Genomic DNA, 25,259 nt, shown 5'->3' with positions numbered 1-25,259 from the left:
TATAGCGGCAATAGACCGAGATCAGGGCATGCGTCATCGCCATTTCTCACAATTCAGTCGGCGACCGGCGAATCGGTCGGTATTCAGCGCGGGAGGCGGCCCTGGCGGAACGCCAGCCGCATTCCCGGCGCCAGGCCGAGCTCGGTCCCGGTACGGGCCGGCTCGGCCCGGACGAGCACGTTGTAGTGGTTGGGCAGATGGCAGCCGTCGAAGCCGAGCAGGACGCCGATGCGCCGCCCGTCGATCCACAGCTCGTCGCCGCGGTCGAGCACGCCCGCCGCGCCGATCTCCGCGAAGCCGAGGAACGCGACCCGGTCGATCCGCGCGCCGGGGGCGGTCTCACCGTGGTCGGTCGCCACCAGCTCGTGCACCTCGCCCGCGCGGACGCACCGGCTGGCGAACGGTTCCAGCCGCATGCCCCGGTCCGTCCGGCGGTGGGCGAGGACCTTGACCACCATCGCGGGGACCACGCTCTTCGGCCCGTCCTCGGCCGGGTTCACGCCGCGCCCCTTCCCCGCGCCGGTGCGGCGGGCGGGTCCGAGGGGCGGCCGGGATCCTCCAGGCGGTAGGCGTCCCGCACGAACCGCAGGGCCGCCAGGCCGCCGTCGCACTCCCCGTCCCCTCGGACATACCGCTCGAAGGCGCGCAGAACCTCCACATATTCGTGCCAGAGGGAGCCTTTGAAGCCGGAGTGTCCGGCGAGCATGTCGGCGCGGACCGTCCGTCCGTCGGCGAGCCGCACCTCGATGTCCTTGCGCTCACCGGGGAAGGACCAGTCGAGCAGGATCCGGGCGCGCCCGCTCCCCGCGCGCAGGCGGATGTCGGCCTGCCGGTCGACACCGCCGGCGTCCCGCGTGATCCGGGCGGACGTCACCTCGGCCGGTCCCAGCAGCAGCCGGACGAGATCGAAGGCGTTGGGCCCGTTGTCGGCGACGCATCCGCCGCCGCAGCGCCGCATGTCGAGGTACCAGCCGTCGGGGCCCGCGTGCTCCTCGATGCGTTCGAAGTAGCGGACGGTGACCTCGTCGAAAGGCACCCCTGCGCACTCGTCCCGCAGCCGGGCGACCGCTTCGTTGTAGCGGCGGTGGAAGGCCGTGAACAGCGGGACGTCCCGCTGCTCGGCCAGCTTCCGGAGCGCGGTCCCCTGCGCGGTGTCGAGGGCGAGGGGCTTCTCCACGCAGACGGCGACGCCGTGCTCCAGCGCGTCCGCGCAGACCTGCGCGTGCACGTCGTTGGGCACCGTGACGACCACCGCGTCCGGCCGCGTCTCGCGGAGCATCCGGCGATGGTCGGTGTGGCCCGGCACGGGATGCGCCGCCAGCCTCGTCAGGTCGCTGTCGCAGACGGCGACCGGCTGCATCGCGGACGAGTCGCGCAGCGCGGCGAGGTAGAAGCGGGAGATCACCCCGAGGCCGACGACGGCGACCCGCAGCGGCGCCGTCATGAGAACTCCAGCAGGGCGGGCGCGGGCACGCCGTGGCACGCGGCGACCTCGCGCAGTTCCCCGTACAGCTCCCCGCCGAGGGGGACGCCGTGGCGCCGGCGCTCCCGGGCGCGCCGGTGCTCATGCCAGCCGGGGTAGCGGACCGGTTCGGACGGGTCGGCGGCCGGGCAGTCGAGCAGGGCGCCGAACAGCGTGCCCGCGTCGCCGTCCGCACCGGTGCGCAGCGCGCCCGGCGCGATCGCGACGGTGCAGAGGCCGATGTCGTCGTCCCGGCCGCCGGGCCCGCCGTCGCCGCGCAGCGCGTCCGGATGCGCGCCCAGGCCGGCGCCGGACACCACGGCGGACAGGACCTCCACCGCGATCCCGAGCCCGAACCCCTTGTACTGCCCGGCCTCCCCGCCGAGCCACAGCAGGTGCGCCCGGCCCTCGTCGAAGGCCGCCGGATCGGTGACCGCGGCGCCGTCGTCGCCGGCCAGCACGCCCTCGGGGATCGTCCGCCCCTCGCGGGCCGCCTGCCGGACGCGTCCGGTGGGCGCGGCGGTCGTGCTCATGTCCAGGACGAACGGCGGGTGCTGCCCGGCCGGCGCGGCGACGCTCAGCGGGTTGGTGCCGAGCATCGCCAGCGCGCCGCCGGGCGGGCGGGCGATGCGCTGCCCGCCGCAGTTGGCGGTGACCAGCCCGATCATGGAGCGCTCCACGGCCCGCAGCGCGTGGTGCCCGGCGCAGCCGACATGGGTGGCGCCGCGCACGCTCACCATCCCGATCCCGAAGGTCGCGGCGCGTTCGCAGGCGAGGTCCATGGCGGCCTCCGCCAGCCACAGGCCGAGGGCGCCGCGGGCGTCCAGGAGCACCGCCGCCCCGCGATCGGCGACCCGGCACGGCTCCGCCTTCGGATCGACCCGCCCCTCCTCGAACAGCGGCAGGTAGAGGCGGGTGAGATTGGTCAGCCCGTGGGACGTCATGCCGGTGAGGTCGCCGTAGCAGAGCGCGCGCGCCGCCGACCGCGCCCGGTCGGGCGGCATGCCGAGCGAGGTGAACACGGCGGCGGCGAAGCCGAGCAGATCGGCGTACTCCACCCGGAGCGGGGAGTCGGCGGACGGGAGCGGCGGGGCGGGAGCTTGAACCGGCGTCCTGGCGGACGGGGTCACGGTCACGGTGATCTGTTCCTTTCATCGGTGAACGCGGTGTCGAGGAAGGCGGTGTCGGTGAACGCGGTGTCGGTGAACGCGGTGAGCAGGCGGGAGACGGCGGCGGCGAAGTCGGCGAGTTCGGCGGCGGAGGCGAACTCGCCGGAGGCGTGGGCGTTGTTGGCGGCGAGGTCCCCGGGCCCGAGGACGACGGTGCAGGCGCCGGGCACCTGCGCCATCCAGATGGCGTCGCAGGTGAAGGCGGGTTCGGCGGCGGGCCACGGCGGGATTCCCGCGCGGTCGCGCAGCAGCGCGTGGCCCCACGCGTCGCGGTCGTCCAGCACGGGCAGCCCGTGCTTGCGCCACTCCAGGCGGGTGATGGCGGCGGCGTCGGCCGCGGTGCGGCCGAACAGCGCCGTGCCGGCGAAGGCGGCGGCGAATTCCTTGATGCCCTCGTCCAGGGCGTCCCGCAGCAGGTGCTCCAGGCGGTGGGCGGCCGCCGGCGAGGCGTAGCCGATGTTCAGCAGGAGGGAGCCGCCCCCGTACACCTTGTTGTGCTGCGTGCCCGTGTGCAGGCCGGCGACGCACACCGCCGCATCGGACGCCGCCGGGTCGAGCGCGCGGCCGAGGTGCTGGGCGAGGAAGCCCAGCAGGACGCTGGCGTTGTGCCCGCCGCCCGGACGGTCGTCGATCGCGTCCGAGCCGTCCACGACGATGCGCGCCGTCATCGCCGCCGTGCTGCGCGGCAGGAAGCGCCCCCGGGTCGGTTCGCAGAAGACGTTCAGGCGCCCGGTGAAGCCGCGCTGGACCAGGGGACGCGTGCCGAAGACGCCCATCGCCCCGCCCTCTTCCCCCGCGACGGCCTGCACCAGCACACCGATGTCGCGTCCCAGCGCGGGACGGCGGGAGCGCGCGGCGCGGATGCCCGCGAGGAGCGCGACGGCCGGCCCCTTGGCGTCGATGGCCCCGCGCCCGTGGAAGCGTTCGCCGTCGAAGCGCGCCGGTTGCAGTCCGGCGACGGTGTCCAGATGGACGTTGAACATCACCGTGCGGGCGGCGGGCAGGTCGTCCGGCCCCAGCCGCAGCACGAGGCTCGGCTGGTCGGCGAGGAACCGCGGGCACGCCATGGCCTCGCGAACCGGCGCGGGAACGGGCCCGGAGGCCAGTTCGGCCGGTTCCGCCGGGGCATGCCGCACGACGCGCAGGCCGATCGCGGCGGCATGGCGGCCGTAGGCGTCCTGGGCTTCGGCGAGGCGGGACGGCGGCGCGTCCGGCCCGGTCTCGAGCGGACCTGCGGTCGGCAGGTCGAGGAGCCGGAGCAGCAGGTCGCGGTCGCCGGACGTCAGCGGCGCGGGTACGGCGCGCGCGGTCATCGTCCGCCGCCGGGGGTGAGCGCCGTCCGCGCGATGAGGCGTTCGAGGGCGCGCCCGCAGGCGACGAACGCCTCGCGGTCGCCGGTGCCTGACCCAAGATGCGGCTGCAACTTCACGTGCGGCTCGATGGACAGCACACCGCCGTACCCGCTCCGGAACAGCACCTCCAGGCACTCGGCGACCTGGGCCTCACCCTCGCCGGGCGGGACGAAGACGACCTTGCCGCCGGCGCCGACCCGCGCGTCCTTCACATGGACGTGCACCACATGCGAGACGATCGCGCGGAGCGTCGGCAGCGGCGGATAACCGTGCGCCACGCCGTTGCCGATGTCGAACAGGAGCCGCAGCGCCGGGCTGCCGATGCCCGTGACGAGGTCGAGCATCCGGTCGGCGCGGTCGCCCGCCCAGCCGGCGCAGTTCTCGTGCGCCAGCACCAGCCCGTGGTCCTCGGCGCGGCGCGCCAGCTCGCGCAGCCGCTCGCGGGCGCGGCGGCCCCACTCGGGCTCGTCCAGGCCGCCGCGGGGATACGACATGACCCGCACCAGCGGGGTGCCGAGCACGGCGCAGCGGCGGGCGAGGACCTCCAGTTCGCGGACGTCCGCGGCGAAGTCGCCGGTGACCGGACGCGACCAGTCGCCGATCTTGGACGCGACGCCGGCCACGGACGTCCCGGTGGCCTCCAGCCGTTCGGCCGCCCGCCGGAACGCGTCCTCGTCGAGGTCCGCGAGGGGCGTGCCGCCGATGCCGCGCAGTTCCAGCCGGTTCCAGCCGAGGTCGGCGACCGCGCCGATCTGGCCCGCGAGATCCGGCGCCGCCTCGTCCCCGATACCCGCGAGGCGGACCTCCGCCGGGACGGCCTCAGCGAACGGCATCGCGGACCTCCTCTCGCCGGAGGGCCCCGGCCCCTTGCAGGGCGCACAGCCGCTTGGCCTCGGTGAGCAGCCGGACGGTGTCGACCTGCACCGGCAGCGTCCGGTGCAGGCCGGCCGCCGGCCCCGCGTACCGGGCGTAGACGCCGCGCAGGAACGCCGCGAACGCGTCGTCGGTGAACACGCTCCGGGCCGCCTCGCGGCCGGCCTGGACGACGCGCAGCTGCGCGGTGTGGTCGGCCTCGCTGCAGGGGTAGTGGCCGACGAGGACGGCCCGGTCGAACTCCAGCGTGATGCGCCGCTCGCGCACCGGCGAGGTCAGATCCGAGTCGATCTCGGTGCGGGCGCCCGTGAAGTGGTCGAGCCGGAGCCGGGCGCGGCCGAGGCGCGGGATCCGCAACGGCTCGACGACCATGTCGTCCCAGGAGGCGGCGGTGATCCGCGCACCTCCCGCGAGGCTGAGCACCACGGCGAGCGCGTGCGGCAGCTCGACGTCGAACGCGGTCGGATGGTCCTGGGCGGCGGCGCTGCGCGTGAACCGCGGCTTGTTCTGGATCACCTCGATGCGGCGCAGCTCCCCGTGCCGCCCGCCGTGCACCGCCGCGCGCAGCCGCCGGGTGAGGGCGCTGTCGAGCCAGTGCGTGACGACGGTGACGTCCAGGCCCCAGCGGCGCCGGATCCGGGCCACGTCCACCAGCCCGGCGAGGTCCACGGCCAGCGGCTTCTCCACGATGATCTTGCGGTAGCCGAGCCGGGCGAGGCCGGCCAGGACGCTCGCGCGGGCGCCGGGGGGCGTGCAGAGGTGCACCACGGTCCGGGCGGGCGGGCGCAGCCGCGCCGCCTCCTCCAGCGACCCGGCCGCGACCACCCCCGCGACCTCGGCCGGCGGACGGAACGGGTCGACGGCGACGACGGGCGTCCGGGCCAGCAGGCCGGGGGCCGCGGCGCGCACGCGGGCCAGCGCCGGCAGGTGCAGGCCCTGCCCGGACCTGCCCATTCCGACGATGAGAGTATGCAGCATCGCAGGTCAAAGCCCTTTCCGGTGCACGCGGAGAATCCGCTCGGACGGCACGGAGAACCGGCGGTCCGACAGCGAGCCAAGCTAATTGACATACCGTCACCGATCAATGACTCTCCGTCGCAACGATCATTACCGCGACACGAAACTGCACGTCAGAGACCGATGTCGAATCAGAAGTAACTACAAACAGCTACAGAGACCTTGCTGAGCGTTACAAGCGGATGCGGCGAGGGCATCAACACGGCGTTCCTCCCGCCCCCATCGCACAAGGAGAGGCATGCCCAAGCCCGCACGCACCCCCGCCGCCGTCCTCGCCGCCGCAGCGCTTTCGGCGGCCCTGCTCACCTCCGCCGCCGCGCCGGCGAACGCCCGGGAACGGGCCGCCGCCCCGGAAGGAAAGATCATTGTTTTCGTGACCGAGGGCGCCGAGATCGCCTGGGCCGGAACGAAGCTGAGGGAATACCCGGCCTCGGCGAAGTGCCAGGCCCTGCCCCCGGGCGCGCACGTGGTCGCCAACTACGGCACCACGCGGCTGCTCTTCTTCACGGACCCGTTCTGCCTGTTCCCCGTCCCGCCGCCGTTCAATTTCATCTCCCCCGGATATGGCGCGCACGTCTCGCCGACCGGCAGCTTCCGGGCCGGCTGACCGCCCCCGAACCGAGCCCCTCCGCCACTCCGCCCCTCCGCCACTCCCCGGCCATCTCGTTGACCTGCGGCGTGTTGTTGCTTCCGACTGGCTCATAACAACAACACGCCGCAGGTCAACGCACCCGGGCCAGCACCGTCCGCCATACCGAGGCGCTCGGTGGAGTCGTGATCGGGCTGACGGGTTCACGCTGACCTCGGCGTTCTGCGCGCTGGCGTCCTCGTTGTCTCCGCCGTGCTCTACGCCGTGGCGGCGCTCGTGATGGTCGCCCTCCCGAAGAACGCGGCCGAGCACGTCGACCACTGACGCGTGCGCGGGAAGACCGTCCGCTCAGCCCGCTTTGGGGGCTTTCGGAGACGCTGGTTCCCGGCTTGCCGCGCTGGGTTCCGCCACCGGGCGGTTCGCGTGCCTCTCGATGCGGGCCGGGGACGGCCAGTGGACGTCGTGGGCCCAGCCCAGCCGTTCGAGCAGGCGGATCAGGGCCGCGCTGGGGTCGGTCTGCCCTTTGAGGACGCCGTGGCGGGCGCTGGTCGGCTCGATGTGGTGCCAGTTGTGCCAGCCCTCCCCGAACGTCAGCACCGCCACCCAGCGGACGTTCGAGGAGCGGTCGCGGGAGGCGAACGCGCGGTCGCCGAAGCAGTGCGCGATCGAGTTCACCGACCAGGTGACGTGGTGGACGATCGCGTAGCGGACGAGGCCGGCCCAGAAGAAGGCCGTCCAGAAACCCGTCCACGACCAGGAGAGCAGGCCGCCCGCCGCGGCGGGTAACAGCAGGGACGCGGCCGCGATCGCCGGATAGGCCGCGTCCACCCGGCGGATGTCGGGGTCGGCGAGCAGGTCGGGCACCCAGTGGTCGCGGTTGGACCGCCGCCGGGCGCTGTAGAACCAGCCGACCTGAGCGTGCAGCAGGCCGCGCAGCAGGGCGAAACCGGTGTCGCCGTACACCCAGGGCGAGTGCGGGTCACCCGGCTTGTCGGAGTACTTGTGGTGCCTGCGGTGCTCTGCGGCCCACAGTGTGGGCGGCCCCTGGAGGGCGAGCGCGCCCGCCAGGGCGAAGGCCACCCGGACCGGCCGGGGGCACCGGAAGGACCGGTGGGTCAGCAGGCGGTGGTAGCCGACGCTGATACCGAAGATGTTGACGGTGTACATGGCCAGGGCGAGCAGGACGTCCAGCGGCCCGATCGCGCGGCCCCAGGCGACGGGCACCGCGGCGATCACGGCGAGGGGCGGCAGGACCACCAGCACGATCAAGTAGGCATGCCGGCGGGCCTCCGAGACCTGGACGGTCTCCCCCTTCACACGCTCCGCCATACCGCTCCCCCCGAGACTCGGACCCCATTGAACTGCGGAAACACGCCGCAAGGCAGTTGCCCGAGAGTTAGGCAATCGTCACCGTCTGAATTGACTTAACTACTCATAGTGGCGAATCCCTTGGCGACGGCAGTACCGATTCCTTACTCTCTGGATTCGGCCGATCACGAGTTCGGAGTTGGTGCCATGCAGCCTGACGGTCTTCTCGCCGCCTACGACGCTCTCGTCCGGACCGATCCGGCCGGCGCCCAAGCCCGGCTGGCCGAGTGGTTACGGGCCGACTGGCGGCGGTTGTTCGCCGAGCTGCGCGCCGACCGGCCCGTCCTCGCCGCCCCGGCGTTCACGCTGGTCACCCGGCACGCGGACGTCGTCGACGTGCTGTCGAGCCCGGCGTCGTTCCCGGTCAGCGCCTACCGGCCGTCGATGGAGGCCGCGCTCGGCGGCCCGATCATGCTGACCCGCGACGGGACCCCGCTGAACTGGCGCGAGAAGGGCCTGATGCAGGCCATGCTCGCGCCCGAGGACGTGCCCGCCGTGCGCGCGCTCGCCGGGGATCTCGCCGACCACGCCCTGGACGAGGCCGGCGGTGAGCTCGACGCGGTCCCCGGCCTGTTCCGGGGCGTCCCGCTGAAGGTCTGCGCCCGCTACTTCGGCTTCCCTGGGCCCGACGAGCGGACGCTGTCGCGCTGGTCGCGGGCCATCATGACCGACGTCACCGCCAACTTCGCGGGCGACCCCGGCCCGCGCGCCGCGTCGGTCGCCGCGGGCGCGGAGATGATGGCGTACCTGCGCGGTCTGGTCGCCGAGCGGCGGGCGGCGCCGGGCGGCGGGGACGTCCTCGGCCGGCTGGCCCGCACGCGGCTGCCCGCCGAGCTCGGCTTCGACGACGAGCGCGTCGCGGTCAACGTCGCCGGGCTGCTGCTCGGGTTCGTCGAGAACGCGGCCGGGTCCATGACGAACGTGGTGTCCCTGCTGCTCGGCCGGCCCGAGTTGCACGCCGAGGCCGCCGCGGCCGCGGGCGACCCCGAGCGGTTCGACCCCTATGTCTGGGAAGCGCTGCGGTTCGACCCCTTCCTGAAGATGATCGCCCGCTACTGCGCGCGGGACCACGTACTGCCCAGCGGGGCGACCGTCCCGGCCGGACGCCTCGTCCTCGCCGCGGTCGCCTCCGCCATGTTCGACGACGCCGCCGTCGATGACCCCGCGTCCTTCCGGACCGACCGGTCCGAGGACGCCTGGATGCACTTCGGGCACGGTCCGCACGCCTGCCTGGGCGTGCACCCGGGCCGGGTCGTCATCGCCGAGACCGTCCGCCGGATCATGCTGAGACCGGGCCTGCGCGCCGGCGGGGACGTCCGCCGCGACCTGGGCGTCTTCCCCGACGGCTACCCGCTGCGGTTCGACGCCCCGGCACACGAGGGGGCATGACTGTGCGAGAGGCCCGTCCGAGCGCCCGCGGCTTCGCCTCCGACGGCGCGCGCAACCGGCTGAAGTACCTGGCGCTCACGCACGGCCGGCCGCTGTGGCGGCTCGCCGAGAGCTCCACCCCGCTGCGCCGCCGCATCAACGCGACCGTCATCGACCAGGCCGTCCGGGAGATGCCGCCGCGGCCCGAGCCGCTGAGCACCATGGCGCCCTACACGTCGTGGTCCTCGCTGACCGACCGCACCTACAGCGGGCGCCACCTGCCGCCCGTCCCCGACCAGGAGTCCGGCCGCCCGACCGTGGAGCAGGCCGCCGACCTGTTCGTCCGCGACGGCGAGATGACGCCCTGCCCCCGCTCCACCGTCCTGTTCGCCTACTTCGCCCAGTGGTTCACGGACGGGTTCCTGCGCGGGGAGTCGCGCGAGCCCCGCGACCCGCGCCGCAGCACGTCCAACCACGAGATCGACCTCAACCCGCTGTACGGGCTGACCGCCGAGGCGACCGACGCCGTCCGCGCCCACGAGGGCGGCCTGCTCAAGAGCCAGCTCCTCAACGGCGGCGAGTTCCCGCCCTTCCTCTGCGAGAACGGCAAGGTCAAGCCGGAGTTCTCGACGCTGACGGCGGTGCGCATGGAGCTGCTCACCGACGCGCAGCGCGACACCCTGTTCGCGACCGGCGGCGACCGCGGCAACGTGCAGGTCGGCTTCACGATGATGACGGTGCTGTTCCTGCGCGAGCACAACCGGGTCGCCCGGACGCTCGCCGCGGAGAACCCCGGCTGGGACGACGAGCGCCTCTTCCAGACCGCCCGCAACATCGTCATCGTCGAGGTCATCCGGCTGGTCGTCGAGGAGTACATCAACCACATCACGCCCTACCACTTCCGGTTCCTGCTGGACCCGCGCCTCGGCCGGACGCTGCGGCGCGCGCCCTGGCACCGGCAGAACTGGGCGTCGGTCGAGTTCAACCTCGTCTACCGCTGGCACAGCCTCATCCCGTCCAGCCTGGTCGTCGGCGACACCGAACTGCCCGCCGCCCGGACGCTCTTCGGGGCCGCGCTGATCCCCGGCCCCGGGCTCGGCCGGCTGTTCGAGGACGCCTCCGAGCAGCGCGCCGGACGCATCGGCCTGTTCAACACCGACCCGCTGCTGCGCGAGGTCGAGGTCTCCTCGATCGCCGACGGCCGCGCCCTGCAACTGGCCCCCTACAACGACTACCGCGCCCACTGCCGCTTCCCCCGGGTCCGCGACTTCGCCCAAGTCTCGGGCGACCCGCGCGTCCAGGACGCCCTGGCCGACCGGTACCGGAGCGTGGACGACCTGGAGCTGTACGTCGGCCTGTTCGCCGAGGAGCCCGGCTCCGCCGCCGCCGTCCTGCCGCCCCTCCTCACCAAGATCATCGCGATCGACGCGTTCTCGCAGGCGCTCACCAATCCGCTGCTGGCCCCGCGGGTGCTGACCCCGGCGACGTTCACCCGCACCGGCCTGCGGATCATCGCCGAGACCCGCACGATCAGCGACGTCCTCGCCCGCAACACCCCCGAGGACCCGCACCCCCGCTTCGTGAGCATGACCTGGCGCGGAGCCCTCCGATGACCACCCCGACACCCGACAACACGCCCGCCGGCACAACCGGCGGGGGTGGTGTGTCGGGGCTGTTGGGGGCTGCGCGGGAGTTGGCCGAGATCGCGCATGCGCTTCGCGAGGCGTCCGCGCACGCCACGGCGGCGCTCGGTGATCCGCAGGTCGCCGCCGCCGCGTGCCGCGCGCCGCGGGAGGGGTGGCGTGCGCAGCGGGCGCTGGTCCGGGCGATCACCGACCCGGCCGGGCTCGGCTGGGCCCTGTCGGGCGGCGTGCTCGGCGTCCTCGGCGCGAAGATCGGCGGCTTGGCGGGCGCGTCCAGCCTCCCGGTCGCGGTCATGACCACGTCGCTGCGGCTGCGGATCGCCGCGGTCGCCCGCACCGATCCCGCGCTCACCGGCGATCCGCTGGTCGGCCGCCTGATCGAGGCGGTCGGCGAGGGCCGGACGGGCGTGGCGGCGGCGCTGCGCGACCTGGTCGGGGAGCGCGGGGCGGCGGGCGCGCTGACCGCCGTGTCGCCCGTGTTCAGCGAGGTCCTCGCGCTGCGCGCGCTGCTCGACCGCAACCCGCTGAACGACCGCACGGCCTGGCTCATCGCCACCGGCATGGGCGCCGCGACCGCCGACCCGCTGACCGGGCTGAGCAACCGCGCCATCGCGCGCCTGGACCGCGGCTTCGGCGCCGCCGTGCGCACCGAGCCGTCCCCGCGGGAGGCGGCCCGGTTCTGCCGGGAGGCGTCGCTGCTCGGCCTGCTCGGCGACCTGCGCGCGATCGGGCCGACCGGCCGCGCGCTGGTGCTCACCGTGCGCGGCCCCGACGGGGTCGAGCGGTACGTCCTGCTGGCCCCCGGCATGCGGATGGGCGTCCCCGACGACGCCTCGCCCGCCGACCTGCTCGGCGCGTTCAGCAGCACCGTCCAGGACAGCGGCCCCTACAGCCGCTCCCTCGCCAAGGCCCTCGCCGACCACCGGATCCCGGCCGGCGCCGACCTCGCCATGATCGGCCACAGCGCCGGCGGCGCGGCGGTCATGAGCCTGAGCCGGGACGCCGCGCTCAACGCGCGCTACCGGCTCACCCACGTCATCGCGATCGGCTCGCCGATCGACTTCAAGGAGCCGGCCGACCCCGCCACCTGGGTCGCCAGCGTCACCAACCAGCACGACATCATCCCCAGCCTGGACGGGCAGGGCGCCGGGAACTGCTTCGCGGAGCGGCCCGGCCGGTACGTCGTGGACTACACCGATCCGACGCACCTGTTCCCCGCGTGCCACAGCCTGGAGCACTACGCCGCCAACATCGAGCACGACCTCCCCGAGGCCCGCGCGCACATCGAGCGGCGGCTCGCGCCCTACACCGGCCCCGTCGTCCAGCGCCGGCTCTACCAGCTCTACGACGACGCGCGGCGCCCGGCGGGCTTCCCGTTCCTGACGGTCGCCTCCCGCGCCGCGCCCACTCCCGACGGCCCGGTGGAGCTGCCCGCGCGCACCTCGGACGCGGCGACCCTCACGGCGTGGTTCGCGACCGACGCCGCCTCGGCCGCGGCCGTGCTCGGTGATGCCGCCGGCGCCGTCCCGGTCCGTGCCGGCGGACGTTCACTGGTCGCGCTCCACGTCCACGACCACCGCGAGAGCACGCTCGGCCCGCACCACGAGATCTCCCTGGGCCTGCTCGTCCACGATCCGTGGTGCCCCCGTCCGGTCGGCGTCTGGCTGGACCTGCTGCACCGCCCGCACCTGCGCGGCGCCGGCCTGTGGACGCTCGCGACCGCGCTGAGCACTCCCGCCGCCGGCGCCGCCCACCGGAACCTGTGGAGCGACGACGCGTTCACCGCCCCCACGCGCGTCCGCTTGGACGCCCGGAGCGCCGCCGTCACCATCGACACCCCGCACGACCGCATCCTGACCTTCGCCGGATCACTGGGCGCGAGCAGCGCGGCGCACTCCGGCGACCTGGTGCTCTACTCCGCGCTCGGGGACGCCACGCTGCGCTCGCTCGTCCACACCCATGGACCGTCCCGCCTGCACCTCGCGCCGCGAGCCCGCCTGCACGCCGCCGGCGACCATCCGCTGGCCGACCGGCTGCGCACCCTCGGCCTCGACGGCGCCCGGCCGATGCTCTGCCTCAGCAGCCCGCACCGGATGCTCCGGCGCGACGCGGGCACTCCCGTCTTCCCCGCCTAGGAGGCCGCCTTTGCCCGCCCGCCGCTCGGTCGCCGACACCGCCGCCCTGCTGCTCACCGACGCCGAGGCCGTCGCGGACGCCGCCGCGCGCCTGCACGCCCTGGCACAACGCCTCCAGGACGACCCGGCGACCCCGCCCTGGTTCGCCGCCGCAGCCAACGCCCACCTAACCGCCGCCACGATCGCCGCCGCCGACCTGACCACCGCCGCCACCACCCTCCGAACCCTGTCCGAATCAGCCGCCCGCACCGTCCCACCACCTGCTCGCGCTCCAGGCGGCACGGACGGCTGAACCGGAGAGCACGGCCCTCCAAGCGGTCAGCGGCCGAGCTCCTCGGTGAGCATCCGGGCCGTAGCCGGTCACGGCGGTCCCTTCGTCCAACGGAGTTGGGTACAGCCAACATTTAGATGTTCTTATCATCCAGATGATGTGAGTATGCTGATCGCCGTGACGAACGCGGAGGGGGTCCGTCGATGGTGCGGCTGACCCGGGCGCAGCAGCAGGCCCGGACGCGCGCCGCCGTGCTCGCGGCGGCGGTGGCGGAGTTCACCGAGCACGGCTTCGCCGCCGCCAAGGTCGACCGCATCGCCGCCCGCGCCGAGCTGACGCGCGGCGCCGTGTACTCGAACTTCCCGAGCAAGCGGTCGCTGTACCTGGCCGTGCTGCTGGACACCGTCCAGCGCGAGGCGTCCGGCACGCCGGCGCCGGGCCGGGCGGAGCCCCTCGACCTGCCGGACGGCACGGAGGCGTTCGCCCGCGCGTGGCTCGAACGGCTGCCGCTGGCCGGCGACTCGCCCGACGCGGGCAAGGTCCGGTCGCGGTCGCTGACCGGGGTGTTCGAGGACGAGCCCGGCCGCGCGGCCATGGCCGGGCTCGCCGGGCTGGACGCTCTGCTGGTGGCGCTCGCCCTGGAGTCGTGCCGGACGCCGCGTCCGGGCCGCCGGGTGCGGCTGGCGGAGCTGGTCCTGACGCTGCTGCACGGGGCGGGGCATCTCGCCGAGACGGCGCCGGGCTTCGGCGACCCGTTCGACGTGGCGCGCGCCTGCCGCCGGCTCGCCGATCACGCGGTGGAGGACGTCTGGGACCCGCCGCACCTCCCGTACGTCGCCGCGCCGACGCTCTGCCGCGACGCCTGGACGCCGCCCGGCGACCTGACCGACGTGCTCACCGGCCGACCCGTGGGCTTCGACGGGGACGGGATCATCGCGGTCCTCGGCACCGGCCGGCTCGGCGCGGCGGAGGAGGCGGTGCGCGCCGCCCGGCCGGGCGACACCGTCACCGTGGCGCTGGTGACGGACGATCCGGCCGAGACCGGGGCGCTCGCCCGGCTGCGGGTCACCGACCTCGCCGGGTGCCTGCGGCGGGCGTTCGGGCCGGACACCCGGCTGCCGGTGCGGCTCGTCCTCGACGAGCGGGCCGTGCTCGCGACCGCCGTCGGCGCCGGGACGGCCGCCGGCACCGAGGCCGCCGTACGCGTCCAGGACGGGACGGTCACCGCGCGGGCGACGGGGAGGGGTGCCGCGTACGCGGCGGCGACCGCACCGTCCCCCGCCGAGCGGCGCACCGGAACGGACCGGGCATGACGGGCTCCGGCGAATCGGCGGTGCTGCACGTCCTGCGCTGCATCGGTCACGCCGAGCTGTCCCGGGTCGCCGACGCCGCCGGGCTCTCCGGCCCCGACGCGGAGTCCTGCCTGATCGACCTCGCGGTGGCGGGGCTGGCGACGCGGACGTCCGGGGCATGGGGGCTCACCAGCGCGGGCCGCGACGAGGACGCCCGGCGCACCGCCCGCGAAGTCGACGCCGGCGGCGTCCTGGGCGCGCTGACCGCGGCGTACGAGCGGTTCATGGTGCTGAACCCGGAGCTGCTCGACCTGTGTTCGGCGTGGCAGGTGCGCACCATGGACGGCGTGGCGGCGCCGAACGACCACTCCGACGCGTCCTACGACGCCCGCGTCCTGGACAGGTTCGCCGATCTGGACCGGCGCGCCGAGGCCGTCATCACGGACCTGGCCGCCGCGCTCCCCCGGTTCGGCCGGTACCGGGTCCGGCTCGGCACGGCGCTCGGCCGCGCGCGGGCCGGTGAACGGGAGCACCTCGCGGACAGCATGACCTCGTACCACACCGTGTGGTTCCAGCTCCACGAGGACCTGCTCGCCACCCTCGGCATCCCCCGCCGGCAGGCCGACGCCCGATGACCTGGATCCATCCGCTCGCGCCCGAGACCAGGGAGTCCGCGGACGTCCTCGGCGGCAAGGGGCACGGCCTCGTCGTGCTGCGGCGCCTCGGCCTGCCCGTGCCGCCGGGGTTCGTCATCGGCACCCGCGCCTGCCGGGCCTTCCTCCGCGACGGACGCTTCCCGGACGGCCTGGACGCCGAACTCGCCGCCGCCGTCCGGCTGCTCGCCGCGACGCCGGCGGACGGCGGCGTGCCTGCGGTGGCAGTGCGGTCCGGTGCCGCCGTGTCGATGCCCGGCATGCTGGACACCGTGCTCGACGTCGGCCTCGACGCCGACGCGGCGGGCCGGCTGCACGCGGCCGTGCGGGAGGTCCTCGCGTCCTGGCACAGCCCGCGCGCCACCGCGTACCGCGAGCTGAACGGCATCCCGCACGACCTCGGGACGGCGGTGGTCGTGCAGGCGATGGTGTTCGGCGACCGCGACGAGCACAGTGGGAGCGGCGTCGCCTTCAGCCGCGACCCGAACACCGGCGCGAGGGCCCCGTTCGGCGACGTCCTGTTCGGACGGCGGGGCGAGGACGTCGTCTCCGGACGCTCCTCCCCGCGGCCGCTCTCCGAACTCGCCGCCCGCGAACCGGCGGTGGCGGAGCGGCTCGTGGCCGCCCTCCGCCGCCTCGAACGGCATTACCGCGACGCCTGCCACGTGGAGTTCACCTTCGAGGCGGGCGTCCTGTGGTTCCTGCAGGTGCGTCCCGGCGGCCTCACCGGCCGCGCCGCCGTCCGCACCGCCGTCGACCTCGCCGACGACCGGCTCATCGACCGCCGCACGGCCCTCCGCCGGATCTCCCCGCGGCATCTCCAGGCCGCCCGTACACCGCGCATGGACACCGGCGACGGGACCGACCTGCTCACTCGCGGGCGAGGCGCCTGCCCCGGCGTCGCGTCCGGGCGCATCGCGGTCACCGCCGACCGGGCCGCCCGCATGGCCGCCGGCGGGCGCGGGCCGGTGATCCTCGTCCGTCCGACCACCTCACCGCTCGACATGCACGGACTCGCCGCGGCCGCCGGGGTGGCCACGAGCCTCGGCGGCCCCACCAGCCACGCCGCCGTCGTCGCGCGGGCCATGGGCAAGCCCGCGGTCGTGGACGCGGCCGGCCTCACCGTCGACACCGAGGCGGACCACGTCCGCATCGGCGGGCGCGTCGTCCCCGCGGGCACGCTCATCACCATCGACGGCACCGGCGGAGAGATCGCCCTGGGCGAGCCCGGCATCACCACCGGGAACGCCGGCGTCCATCTGCACCGCCTGCTCGCCTGGGCGGACGAGGTGTCCGGCGACCGCTCGCCCCGCCCCGACCACGAACGCCTCAGCGCGGCCCATGCCCGGCTACGGCAGAGCCCGCCGCCGTGACGCGTACGCGGGCTACGGGGTGTTGCGGAGGAAGTCGGTCACCAGGCGGTTGAACTCGGCGGCGTGCTCGATCATCGCCCAGTGGCCGCAGCGGTTGAGGAGGACCAGGCGGCTGTCGGGGATGTTCGCCAGCAGGTAGAGGGAGTTCTCGAAGGGGACCACGCGGTCGTCGCGGCCGTGGATGAGCAGGGTCGGGGTCTGGATGGCCGGGAGGAGTTCCGGCTTGACCCAGGTCGGCAGGGGGGCGCCCTTCGGCAGGCCCTCGACGTAGTTGCGCAGGTGCTCGGGACGGGCGAGGGCCGCGTCCGAGCGGGCCCGGCACAGCTCCGGGGTGGCGAACGCGGCCGTGTCGAAGCACATGATCTCGACGAGGCGGCGCATGTTCTCGGGGGTCGGCTCGCGGTAGGTCTCGATGAGGACCTTCAGGCCCTCGGACGGGCCGCCGCCGGGGGCGAAGAGGCCGGGGGTCCGGCCGACCGGCGGGCCCATGGTGACCAGGTGGCTGATCCGGTCGGGGTGCTCGGTGGCGAGGCGGAGGGACGTCTGGCCGCCCATCGAGTTGCCGACGAACGCGGCCCTCTCGATGCCGAGGGCGTCCAGGAACTGGATCGCGGCGTCGACGTGGTCGAGGCGGTCGACGGTGGCCGCGTCCGAGTCGCCCCAGCCGGGCATGTCGACCGCGTACACGTGGAAGTGCTCGGCGAGCGCCCCGATGTTGGCGGAGAAGTTGCTCCAGCCGGTGGCGCCGGGGCCGCTGCCGTGCAGGAGAACGACCGGGTGCCCGTCGCCCGCCTCGTAGTAGCGGAGCTTCCAGTCCTTGGTCGTGACAGTGCGGGCCGTCTCGGCCTGGGTCAGCGGCATCAGCGGGCGTCCTTTCCGGCGAGCAGGGCCGCGACGGCCCCGGGCGGGCGGTGGCCCCAGCTGTGCAGCCTGTCCAGGGTCTTGACCTGCCAGGTCTCGTCGTCGACGAGCAGTCCGCCCCAGCCGTACTCCACGCTGAAGCCGGACGGGGTCTGGACGTAGAAGCTGAACATGCGGTCGTTCGGGTGCATGCCGAGGGTCATCTCGAACGGCTGCCCGGCGTCCATGCAGCGGTCGTAGGCGGTGCCGACGTCGCGGATGTCGGTGACCTCGACCATGAAGTGGTGGGTCTTCTTCGGGTGCGGCATGTCCCCGAACGCCACGGAGTGGTGGCGCGGGTTGCAGCGCAGGAAGATCAGGTCGGCGACGACGCCGGGCGCGAGTTCCTCGACGATGATGTCGGAGATCCGGAAGCCGAGGAGTTCCTCGTAGAAGGCCAGGTAGGTCTCGCGGGCGACGCCCTTGGAGAGCAGCACCTGGTGGCCCGCGCCTCCGCTGCCGGTGACGAACTCGCCGAGCAGCACGTCGGAGTGGAACGGGGCGGCGGCGTCGGCGAAGCCGGTGACGAGCTCGACGCGGTTGCCCATCGGGTCGGTGGTGACCAGGATGCGCTCGACCTTGCGGGACGCGGCGAGGGCGGCGTCGCCCTCGGCGGCCTCGACGCCGGCGGCCGTCAGCCGGGCGGCGATCGCGTCCAGGGCCGCGTCGCTCTCGACCTCGTAGCCGCTGGCCGCGAGGTCGTCCGCCGGGCCCTGCCGGACGAGCCAGCGGTACGCCTTCGCGTCGGTCCGGAAGGCGACGGCGCCGGCGCTCTTGTCCGCGAGCTGCATGCCCAGCAGGTCGACGGCGAAGTGCTCCCAGTCGGCGAGGCTGCTCGCCTCGTAGACGACGTACGCGAGTTCCTTGACTCCCGTCATGGTGATCGCTCCTTCTCTTAAGCGGGCTCTAGGCGGGCTCTAGGCGGGCACGGCCAGGCCGGAGGCGTCGGCCGCGGCGACGAACCTGTCGGGACGCACCGCGACGGCGCGGACGCCGTACCGGGCCAGCCACGGCAGCAGGACCTCGTCGAGGTCGACCAGTTCGTCCGGGCCCTGCGTGTAGGCGGTCTTGGGACGGATCGCGAGGTACCGGGCGCCGAGCTCGTCCCACGCGGCCCTCTCCTCGGGCGTGAGGAGCGCCGCCGGGTCGGTGTCGGCGCCGAGCAGGACGAAGCCGTCGCCGAGCAGGTCGTCCAGGCGCGCCATCCACCCGGTCGTGTCGCCCGCGATGGGCTGCGGGACCATGCGTCCGACGATGCTGGCGTCCCCGACCGGGCCGCGCAGCCAGCCCGCGTCGAGGACGGGCGGCGCGGTCAGCGGCGGCTCGAACGGGGTGACCGTGTTCTCCGGGACGCGGTTCATCTCCTCGATCTCGGCCGGGGTCGCCTCCTGCTTGATGACGCGGCCGAGCTGGACGGCCAGCCCGGTGTAGAAGGCCGCGTTCGGGCGGCGCTCGGCCTCGTAGGTGTCGAGCCAGCCCTCACCGAGGTCGCCCTTGAGGACGCGGGCGAGCTTCCAGCCGAGGTTGTGGGCGTCCCGCATGCCGGTCTGCATGCCGGCTCCGGCCCACGGCGGCATGAGGTGGGCGGCGTCGCCGGCGAGGAAGACCCGCCCCGCGCGCCACGTCTCGGCCATCCGGGTGTGGTGGCGGTAGAAGGCCCACTGGTGGATCGAGACGTCGTCGGTGCTGACGCCCATCGCCTTGAGCAGCGGCCACACGTCGTCCTCGGACGCGAAGTCCGCCTCGGTCTCGTGCGCTTTGAGCGGGATCTCCCAGCGGTGGTTGCCGGCGGAGAGCGCGATGTCGACCACGGGACGCTGCTTGTCGGACCAGAACGTGAGGAAGTCGCGGTCGGGCCACCAGCGCTTGACGCGGCAGTCGATGACGATCCACTGCACGTCGAGGGTGTCGCCGAGCAGCTCGGACCCGATCATCGCGCGGGTGGCGCTGCCGCCGCCGTCGGCGCCGATCACGTAGCGGGCGCGGACGGTGCGCGTCTCACCCGTCGCGGCGTCGACCGCCGTCACCGTGACGCCGCCGGCGTCCTGCTCCAGCCCGGTCACCTCGACGCCGTAGCGGACGTCGATCAGGTCGCCGCACTCGGCGGCGCAGGCGCGGAGCTCGGTCTCCATGGCCGGTTGGTAGATGTTGTAGAAGCGGGGCTTCGGGCCGAGCGCGGACGGCGGGTGCTCGACCCGCATGATCTCGGTGCCGTCGTAGGTCACCCAGCGCAGCGCCCGCTGCGGCTCGATCACCCGGGTGATCCGCTCGTCGATGCCGAGGCTCTGGAAGATCCGCATCGTCCAGTCGTTGACGGTGACGGCGCGGGCGCGCGGGTAGATGTCGCGGTCCCGTTCGAGCGCGACGACCGACGCGCCGTGCTTCGCCAGGGTGAGCGCGGCGGTCACCCCGGTGGGGCCGTAGCCGACGATCGCGACGTCGGCGTCGAATTGCTGGGTCATGCGGGCTCCGAAGGGCGGTCCGATCGACAAGTCCAAGTTTTGTACCGATCGTTCGGTACGATCGTGACCACCTTCACACGCGCGCGGGCGGGCGTCCACGCTTTTCCGCAGGACAGAACCGCAGGTGGCGGGCGTGCCGGCGCGGACATCTATGCTTCAACGCGTGGCGGACGAGAAGAACGGCAACCGCCGTGGCCGCAGGTCCCGGGAAGAGATCCTGGACGTCGCCTCACGGGTCATGGCGGAGCGCGGCTACGCCGCCACCTCGCTGTCGGTGCTGAGCCGCGAGACCGGCCTCCCGAAGAGCGCGGTCTACCACCACTTCCAGTCGAAGGCCGGGCTGCTGTCGGCGGTCATGGCGCGCGGCGCCTACGAGTTCTTCGCCGCCATGCGGGACGCGCAGGCGGGCGGGCCCGAGGGCGGCACGCCCCGCGAGCGGCTGACGTGGTTCCTGCTGCGCACCGGCGAGGTCTTCGCGGCGCGCCCCGACTTCCTGCGCCTGCACCTGATCCTGATCATGAGCGCGGAGGCCGCCGAGGCCGAGGTGGACGCCATCATCGAGCAGGTGCGCCACGACGGCCGCGTGCACATGAACGAGATGATCGCGGCGTCCTTCGCCGCGGAGGGCGCGGAGATCGCGCAGGCCGTCGCGGACGAGCTGGAGTACTTCGGCATCGCCGGGTTCGACGGCGCCTTCGTCGCGACGCAGGCCGACCCCGCCCGCGACCTCGCCCCGCAGATGACGCTGCTCGCCGAGGCCATGGCGGCACTCGGCGAGGCACGGGCGGCCGCCCTGCGCGGCCAGTGACCCTCGACGGGCTGCGGTCAGTCGGCGCGGAGGGTCTGTTCGAGGGCGGTCGCCGCGCCCTTGAGGGTGACGACCAGGCGCGGCAGCTCCTCCTTGCCGTAGCGGATGCTCGGCATGGAGACCGAGAGGCCGGCGACCGCCGTCCCGTCCGGGTCGCGGACCGGGACGCCGACCGCGACGAGGCCGCGCTCGGAGCGGCCGTCGTTGACCACGAAGCCGTTGCGGCGGACCCGCTCCAGCTCGGCCCGCAGCTCGGCCGGGTCGGGCCGGGCGGCGGACTCGTCCTGCCGCGGCCCGGCGTAGAGGGCGTCCAGCTCGTCCGGCGGCAGCTCGGCGAGCAGGAGGAGGCCGCCGGTGGTGCGGTGCGCGGGGAAGACCATGCCCTCGCGGGAGCCGACCCGCAGCGCCTGCGACGACTCGACGCTCGCGATGAACCGGGCGGTCCGGCCGGTGCGGACGGTCAGGTTGGCCGACTCGTCGAGCAGGTCGACCAGCCGGCGCAGGTGCGGCAGCGCGGCGGCGCGCAGCCGGGACGCGGCCGACTGGGAGTGCGCGGCCAGCTCCAGGACGGGGCCGACGCGGTAGGAGCGGTCCGCGTCCTGGACGGCGAAGTCGCGGTAGACGAGCATCGCCAGCAGCCGGTGCGCGGTCGAGCCCGCGACCCCGAGCCGCCCGGCCACCTCCGTGACGGTCATCGGCCCTTCCAGCTGGAGCATCGCGGCGATGCGGAGGGCGTTGTCCACGCTCGCCACGGCGTACGGCGGCGGCGTCTTCAGCGGCTTGTCCACAAGGCGACCCCCGTTCTGCGCACCAGAATGACCTTTCTGGCCTGCGAAACCCACGGCCAGGGTACGTGCCCGCCGCCCGTGGTGGAGCCTCCGCGGGGCGGCCCGCCGCTCGTCCGGGGCCTCATCCCCCGGCGATCGCCTCCTCTCGTCCCGCGTCCGAGCGGCCGCGGCGGGTTTCAGCGGCGGCGGCCAGGAGGAGGTAGGCGCTGGCCGTCCAGGTGTAGGCGCGGTCGCGGAGGCCGGCGCCGGTGAGGGCGTCGAAGTTCTCGGCGAAACCGGAGCGCTCGCAGAGGGCGCGGAAGCGGGCGCTGATCTCGTCGGCGAGCGCGGTGCGGCCGGCGCGGCGCAGGCCGTCCTCGATCAGGACGGTCGCCGGGGCCCAGATGGGGCCGCGCCAGTACCCGTCGGAACGGTAGTGCGGCGACGCGGGAAGCTCGGTGGCCAGGCCGAACTCCGTGAGGTGCGCGGTGATCCGGCCGGCGAGGGCGTCCGCGGCGGACGGCGGGAGGCCGGCGCCGAGGACGATCGGCATCAGGTCGAGCAGGCCGTCGGTGTGCCAGGTGTCCCCGGAGCCGACGCCCCGGGTGGCGAAGCGGTCGCCCTGCCAGAGGCGGGCGAAGAGTTCGGCCTGCAGCTCGTCGGCGGCGGCCGTCCAGTGGGCGGCGGGACGGCCGAGTTCGGCGCCGAGCCGCGCCAGCTCGCGCATCTGCAGGATCAGGAACGCGCTCAGGTCGGCGGTCTCGACGACCCGTTCGGGGTCGAAGGCCGTCGCGTTGTCCCAGCCGCTGTCGTTGCCGTGCTCGTAGTGCGGGAACGGGCTGCCCGGGGCGCGGCGCGCGGTGAGCCAGAACCGCGTCCACGCTTCGAGCTGGGTGTGGACGCGTTCGAGCTCGGAACGGTCCAACCGCAGGCGGCGGCGCAGGTGGCCGAACGCCCAGCCGTGGATCGGCGGCTTGACGTAGTTGAAGAGGACCTCCGAATGCGTCACCGAGTCGGGCAGGGCACCGGACGGGTCCTGGTGGTCGAACAGGATCTGGTACTGGTCCCAGGCCAGCGCGGGGTCGCCGGCGGCCAGGGCGAGGGCGTTGAAGCAGTGGTCCCAGCTCCACACCTTGTCCATCCAGTGCTTGGACATCAGGACGCCCGGACGTCCGAGGAAGCCCGCCGGACGGACGGTGGCCGACCACAGGACGTAGGCGGCCAGTTCGGCGGCGGGGGTGTCCGCGTTGCGCCAGGGCGCGATGGCGTCCGCGAAGGCCGCGAAGGCCGACAGCGACGCCGCGCTGACGGCGTCGAACGGCGCGGACGGGGAGTAGGGCGGACGGGCCGTGCCGTACTCCTCGACCGCCGCCTCCCAGTTCCCGCCGCCGGCGCCGAACGTCAGGCCGCGTCCGGCGTCCCCGAGGGCTTGGGCGCCGTGCGCGGCGGCCTTGCCCGCGATCAGCGTCACGCGGTAGCGGTGGCCCGTCTCGTAGGAGGTGAAGACGTGGGCGCCGGCGGCGTCGTAGAAGTAGGTCCCGGTGAACGGGGTCAGCTCGGTGATCGCGGCGTCCAGCCGCAGCGCGAGGCCGGAGCCGCGGAGCCGCACCGTGTCGGGCGACTCGAACGCCGCCTCGATCGTGCCGGACGGATGCGCCCAGGCGAGCCGGCCGGGGGTGGCGGTGATCGTCGTTTCCGCGCGGGCGCCGCCCGAGAGCGGGGTGAGGCGCAGCACCGGGTTCAGACCGCCCCGGTGGGAGACCAGGTGGAGGTCGTCGGCGTAGGTCGCCAGCGCGGTGACGGGCGAGAGGGCGAGCCAGGAGCCGAAGGTGCTGAACGGGATTTCCTGGACGGAGAAGGAGGGTCCGGGAGTCATGGAGAAGCGAACTCGTTTCTGAAGAAGGGGGAGGGAGTCAGTCCTTGACGGCACCGGCCGTGGCCCCTGCGGCGATGTAGCGCTGCGCGCCGATCAGGATCAGCGTGGTCGGGATCGACGCCACGACCGCGGCGGCCATGATGGCGTTCCACTGCTGGTTGTTGTTGCCGATGTAGTGGTAGATCCCGAGGGTGATCGGCCGGTACCGCCCGCCGCCGTCCAGCGTGCTGGCGAAGATGAAGTCCGACCAGGACCACAGGAACGCGAACAGCGAGACGGTGACGACGCTGTTGCGGCTGATCGGCAGCACGATCGACCAGAACGTGCGGAACGTCCCCGCGCCGTCCACGCGGGACGCCTGCAGCAGCTCCCGGGGGATGCCCGCCATGAAGGCGGTGAAGATCAGCACCCCGAACGGGACGGCGAGCGTGGAGTCGGCGAGGATCAGGCCGGGCAGCGTGTTCAGCACACCGAGGTTCAGGTAGATCGCGTAGAACCCCATCGCCATGATGATCCCGGGGATCATCTGCGCGGCGAGCAGCAGGAAGCTCAGCGCGCCGGAGCCGCGGGGGCGCAGCAGGCCGAGCGCGTAGCCCGCCGGCGCGGCGATCACCACGGTCAGCAGCACGGTGCCGAGCCCGACGAGCAGGCTCGTGCCGAGGTAGGGGAGCTGCTGGTCCAGGACGGCGCGGTAGCCGTCCAGGGTGGGATGCGCGGGGAAGAAGGACGGCGGGGTGCGCCGCATGTCCTCGTCCCGGGTGAGCGAGTTGTTGAGCATCCAGTAGACCGGGAACAGCATGATCGCGGTCAGCAGCAGCGCGATCCCGGTCTTCCACCACGATCCCGCCGCCTTCACGGTGCCGCCCTTGATGCCGCCCTTGGTGCCGGTCATGCCGCCTCCCGCTGCCGCCGCTCGAAGCGGATGTAGAGCAGGCCGAACGCCAGCGCCGCCAGCACCAGCAGGTTGCCGACGGCGGCGCCGGGCCCGAAGGACGGCAGCGGGTTGGCGAACCCGAGCTGGTAGGACCAGGTCGCGAACGTCGCGGAGGAGTCCGCGGGCCCGCCCCGCGTCATGATCCAGATGAGGTCGAACACCTTCAGCGTGTAGACGAGGCCGAGCATCAGCGTGATCGCCGAGACGGGCCGCAGCAGCGGGAAGGCGATCCGCCAGAACCGCTGCCAGGCGGACGCGCCGTCCAGCGCCGCCGCCTCGTACAGCTCGTCCGGGACCGATTGCAGCCCGCTGTACAGGATGACCAGGTTGAACGGGATGCCGATCCAGATGTTGGCGATCGTCACCGAGGCCAGCGACCAGTGCGGCGAGGTCAGCCAGTCCACCGGCCCGATCCCGGCGAGGCCGAGCAGCCAGTTGACGGCGCCGGCCTCGGAGTTGAGCAGCAGCGTCCAGGTCGAGGCCGACACGATCAGCGGCAGCAGCCACGGCACCAGGAAGAGGGCCCGCAGCACCACCGACAGCTTGAAGTGCCGGTTGAAGAACACGGCGAGGCCGAGCCCGATCGAGAACTGGAACACCAGCGACACCAGCGTGAAGACGACCGTGTGCCACAGCGCGGGCCAGAACGTCGCGTCGCGCACGACCTCGGCGTAGTTGTCCAGCCCCGCGAACGGCGCCCCGCCGTGGACGAACGACCGGACGTTGTAGTCCCGCAGGCTCAGCTCGACGTTGCGGTAGAGCGGATAGGCGTAGAAGAGGACGAGGTAGGCCACCAGCGGCAGGAGGAACGCCCAGGCCGTCCAGTGGCCCGTGCGCCGGCGCCGCGGGCGTCCGGGCGCCGTTTCAGCGCGGACCAGCAGGTCGCCTCCCGCATCGATCATCGTGTCGTTCACCGTGTCGTTCACCGTGTCGGTCACCGGAGCCGC

At 73.9% G+C, this 25,259-nt stretch carries 23 protein-coding genes; 9 read left to right on the top strand and 14 right to left on the bottom strand.

The genetic code is table 11. The annotated features are described in order from the left end of the window. Positions 1–83 precede the first annotated feature (83 nt). The 6 genes from ABFX46_RS13430 to ABFX46_RS13405 are packed head-to-tail and all read right to left on the bottom strand — an operon-like array spanning position 84 to position 5,810. On the bottom strand, positions 84–500 hold the full coding sequence (locus ABFX46_RS13430) for a DUF6917 domain-containing protein (protein WP_131944574.1): 417 nt from the start codon (positions 498–500) through the stop codon (positions 84–86). Further along, on the bottom strand, positions 497–1,444 hold the full coding sequence (locus ABFX46_RS13425) for a Gfo/Idh/MocA family protein (RefSeq protein WP_346042274.1): 948 nt from the start codon (positions 1,442–1,444) through the stop codon (positions 497–499). Before ABFX46_RS13425 ends, ABFX46_RS13430 begins: the two co-directional genes overlap by 4 nt. Next, a complete protein-coding gene (locus ABFX46_RS13420; RefSeq protein ID WP_346042272.1) occupies positions 1,441–2,598 on the bottom strand; it encodes an Ldh family oxidoreductase in 1,158 nt (385 codons plus the stop codon). The genes ABFX46_RS13425 and ABFX46_RS13420 overlap by 4 nt, the downstream gene beginning before the upstream one ends. Further along, positions 2,595–3,944, bottom strand: coding sequence for a M20/M25/M40 family metallo-hydrolase (locus tag ABFX46_RS13415; RefSeq protein WP_346042271.1), 1,350 nt, complete (start codon positions 3,942–3,944; stop codon positions 2,595–2,597). The genes ABFX46_RS13420 and ABFX46_RS13415 overlap by 4 nt, the downstream gene beginning before the upstream one ends. After that, positions 3,941–4,816 (bottom strand): sugar phosphate isomerase/epimerase family protein, encoded by an 876-nt coding sequence (locus ABFX46_RS13410; RefSeq protein WP_346042269.1) that lies wholly within the window; start codon positions 4,814–4,816, stop codon positions 3,941–3,943. The genes ABFX46_RS13415 and ABFX46_RS13410 overlap by 4 nt, the downstream gene beginning before the upstream one ends. Beyond that, on the bottom strand, positions 4,803–5,810 hold the full coding sequence (locus ABFX46_RS13405) for a Gfo/Idh/MocA family oxidoreductase (protein ID WP_346042268.1): 1,008 nt from the start codon (positions 5,808–5,810) through the stop codon (positions 4,803–4,805). The genes ABFX46_RS13410 and ABFX46_RS13405 overlap by 14 nt, the downstream gene beginning before the upstream one ends. A gap of 301 nt (positions 5,811–6,111) precedes the next feature. Here ABFX46_RS13405 and ABFX46_RS13400 point away from each other — a divergent pair, with 301 nt between their 5' ends. Beyond that, entirely contained in the window at positions 6,112–6,480 is a 369-nt protein-coding gene (locus ABFX46_RS13400) for a hypothetical protein (RefSeq protein ID WP_346042266.1), read from the top strand. A gap of 330 nt (positions 6,481–6,810) precedes the next feature. Here the strand turns inward: ABFX46_RS13400 and ABFX46_RS13395 are convergent, their stop codons facing one another. Then, complete coding sequence (locus tag ABFX46_RS13395; RefSeq protein ID WP_346042265.1) at positions 6,811–7,791, bottom strand: acyl-CoA desaturase; 981 nt, start codon at positions 7,789–7,791, stop codon at positions 6,811–6,813. Between the two features lie 186 nt (positions 7,792–7,977). Between ABFX46_RS13395 and ABFX46_RS13390 the strand changes: the two genes are divergently transcribed. From ABFX46_RS13390 to ABFX46_RS13360, 7 genes are all read left to right on the top strand, one after another. Continuing rightward, positions 7,978–9,219: a cytochrome P450 gene (locus ABFX46_RS13390; RefSeq protein ID WP_346042263.1), complete on the top strand. Its 1,242-nt coding sequence runs from the start codon at positions 7,978–7,980 to the stop codon at positions 9,217–9,219. After that, positions 9,216–10,811, top strand: a complete 1,596-nt coding sequence (locus ABFX46_RS13385) for a peroxidase family protein (protein ID WP_346042262.1) — start codon at positions 9,216–9,218, stop codon at positions 10,809–10,811. Before ABFX46_RS13390 ends, ABFX46_RS13385 begins: the two co-directional genes overlap by 4 nt. Next, complete coding sequence (locus ABFX46_RS13380) at positions 10,808–12,976, top strand: alpha/beta hydrolase family protein (protein ID WP_346042260.1); 2,169 nt, start codon at positions 10,808–10,810, stop codon at positions 12,974–12,976. The genes ABFX46_RS13385 and ABFX46_RS13380 overlap by 4 nt, the downstream gene beginning before the upstream one ends. Positions 12,977–12,986: 10 nt before the next feature. After that, positions 12,987–13,268: a hypothetical protein gene (locus tag ABFX46_RS13375; protein ID WP_346042259.1), complete on the top strand. Its 282-nt coding sequence runs from the start codon at positions 12,987–12,989 to the stop codon at positions 13,266–13,268. Between the two features lie 182 nt (positions 13,269–13,450). After that, positions 13,451–14,560, top strand: a complete 1,110-nt coding sequence (locus ABFX46_RS13370) for a TetR/AcrR family transcriptional regulator (protein WP_346042258.1) — start codon at positions 13,451–13,453, stop codon at positions 14,558–14,560. Continuing rightward, a complete protein-coding gene (locus ABFX46_RS13365) occupies positions 14,557–15,174 on the top strand; it encodes a transcriptional regulator (protein ID WP_346042256.1) in 618 nt (205 codons plus the stop codon). Before ABFX46_RS13370 ends, ABFX46_RS13365 begins: the two co-directional genes overlap by 4 nt. Then, positions 15,171–16,565 (top strand): PEP/pyruvate-binding domain-containing protein, encoded by a 1,395-nt coding sequence (locus ABFX46_RS13360; RefSeq protein ID WP_346042255.1) that lies wholly within the window; start codon positions 15,171–15,173, stop codon positions 16,563–16,565. The genes ABFX46_RS13365 and ABFX46_RS13360 overlap by 4 nt, the downstream gene beginning before the upstream one ends. Before the next feature lie 12 nt (positions 16,566–16,577). Here the strand turns inward: ABFX46_RS13360 and ABFX46_RS13355 are convergent, their stop codons facing one another. Genes ABFX46_RS13355 through ABFX46_RS13345 form a run of 3 tightly spaced genes read right to left on the bottom strand, consistent with a single transcriptional unit; the run spans position 16,578 to position 19,927 of the window. Continuing rightward, on the bottom strand, positions 16,578–17,426 hold the full coding sequence (locus tag ABFX46_RS13355) for an alpha/beta fold hydrolase (RefSeq protein WP_346042253.1): 849 nt from the start codon (positions 17,424–17,426) through the stop codon (positions 16,578–16,580). Next, a complete protein-coding gene (locus tag ABFX46_RS13350; RefSeq protein WP_346042252.1) occupies positions 17,426–18,343 on the bottom strand; it encodes a VOC family protein in 918 nt (305 codons plus the stop codon). Before ABFX46_RS13350 ends, ABFX46_RS13355 begins: the two co-directional genes overlap by 1 nt. A gap of 39 nt (positions 18,344–18,382) precedes the next feature. Further along, on the bottom strand, positions 18,383–19,927 hold the full coding sequence (locus ABFX46_RS13345) for a bifunctional 3-(3-hydroxy-phenyl)propionate/3-hydroxycinnamic acid hydroxylase (protein ID WP_346042250.1): 1,545 nt from the start codon (positions 19,925–19,927) through the stop codon (positions 18,383–18,385). A gap of 163 nt (positions 19,928–20,090) precedes the next feature. Between ABFX46_RS13345 and ABFX46_RS13340 the strand changes: the two genes are divergently transcribed. Then, positions 20,091–20,735: a TetR/AcrR family transcriptional regulator gene (locus ABFX46_RS13340; RefSeq protein ID WP_346042248.1), complete on the top strand. Its 645-nt coding sequence runs from the start codon at positions 20,091–20,093 to the stop codon at positions 20,733–20,735. 17 nt (positions 20,736–20,752) lie between these two features. Here the strand turns inward: ABFX46_RS13340 and ABFX46_RS13335 are convergent, their stop codons facing one another. The 4 genes from ABFX46_RS13335 to ABFX46_RS13320 form a co-directional block, all read right to left on the bottom strand. Then, positions 20,753–21,523 (bottom strand): IclR family transcriptional regulator, encoded by a 771-nt coding sequence (locus ABFX46_RS13335; RefSeq protein ID WP_346042247.1) that lies wholly within the window; start codon positions 21,521–21,523, stop codon positions 20,753–20,755. A gap of 121 nt (positions 21,524–21,644) precedes the next feature. After that, positions 21,645–23,378 carry an amylo-alpha-1,6-glucosidase gene (locus ABFX46_RS13330; protein WP_346042245.1) on the bottom strand — a complete coding sequence of 578 codons (1,734 nt, stop codon included), beginning with the start codon at positions 23,376–23,378 and terminating at the stop codon, positions 21,645–21,647. Positions 23,379–23,415: 37 nt separating this feature from the next. Beyond that, positions 23,416–24,270, bottom strand: a complete 855-nt coding sequence (locus tag ABFX46_RS13325; protein ID WP_346042244.1) for a carbohydrate ABC transporter permease — start codon at positions 24,268–24,270, stop codon at positions 23,416–23,418. Next, positions 24,267–25,250 (bottom strand): carbohydrate ABC transporter permease, encoded by a 984-nt coding sequence (locus ABFX46_RS13320; protein WP_346042242.1) that lies wholly within the window; start codon positions 25,248–25,250, stop codon positions 24,267–24,269. Before ABFX46_RS13320 ends, ABFX46_RS13325 begins: the two co-directional genes overlap by 4 nt. Between the last annotated feature and the right edge of the window lie 9 nt (positions 25,251–25,259).

Source organism: Actinomadura chokoriensis (genome assembly GCF_039529475.1).
Lineage (GTDB): Bacteria > Actinomycetota > Actinomycetes > Streptosporangiales > Streptosporangiaceae > Spirillospora > Spirillospora bangladeshensis.
The sequence above is the reverse complement of the archived record's forward strand: the minus strand, read 5'-3'. Positions and strand labels throughout refer to the sequence as shown.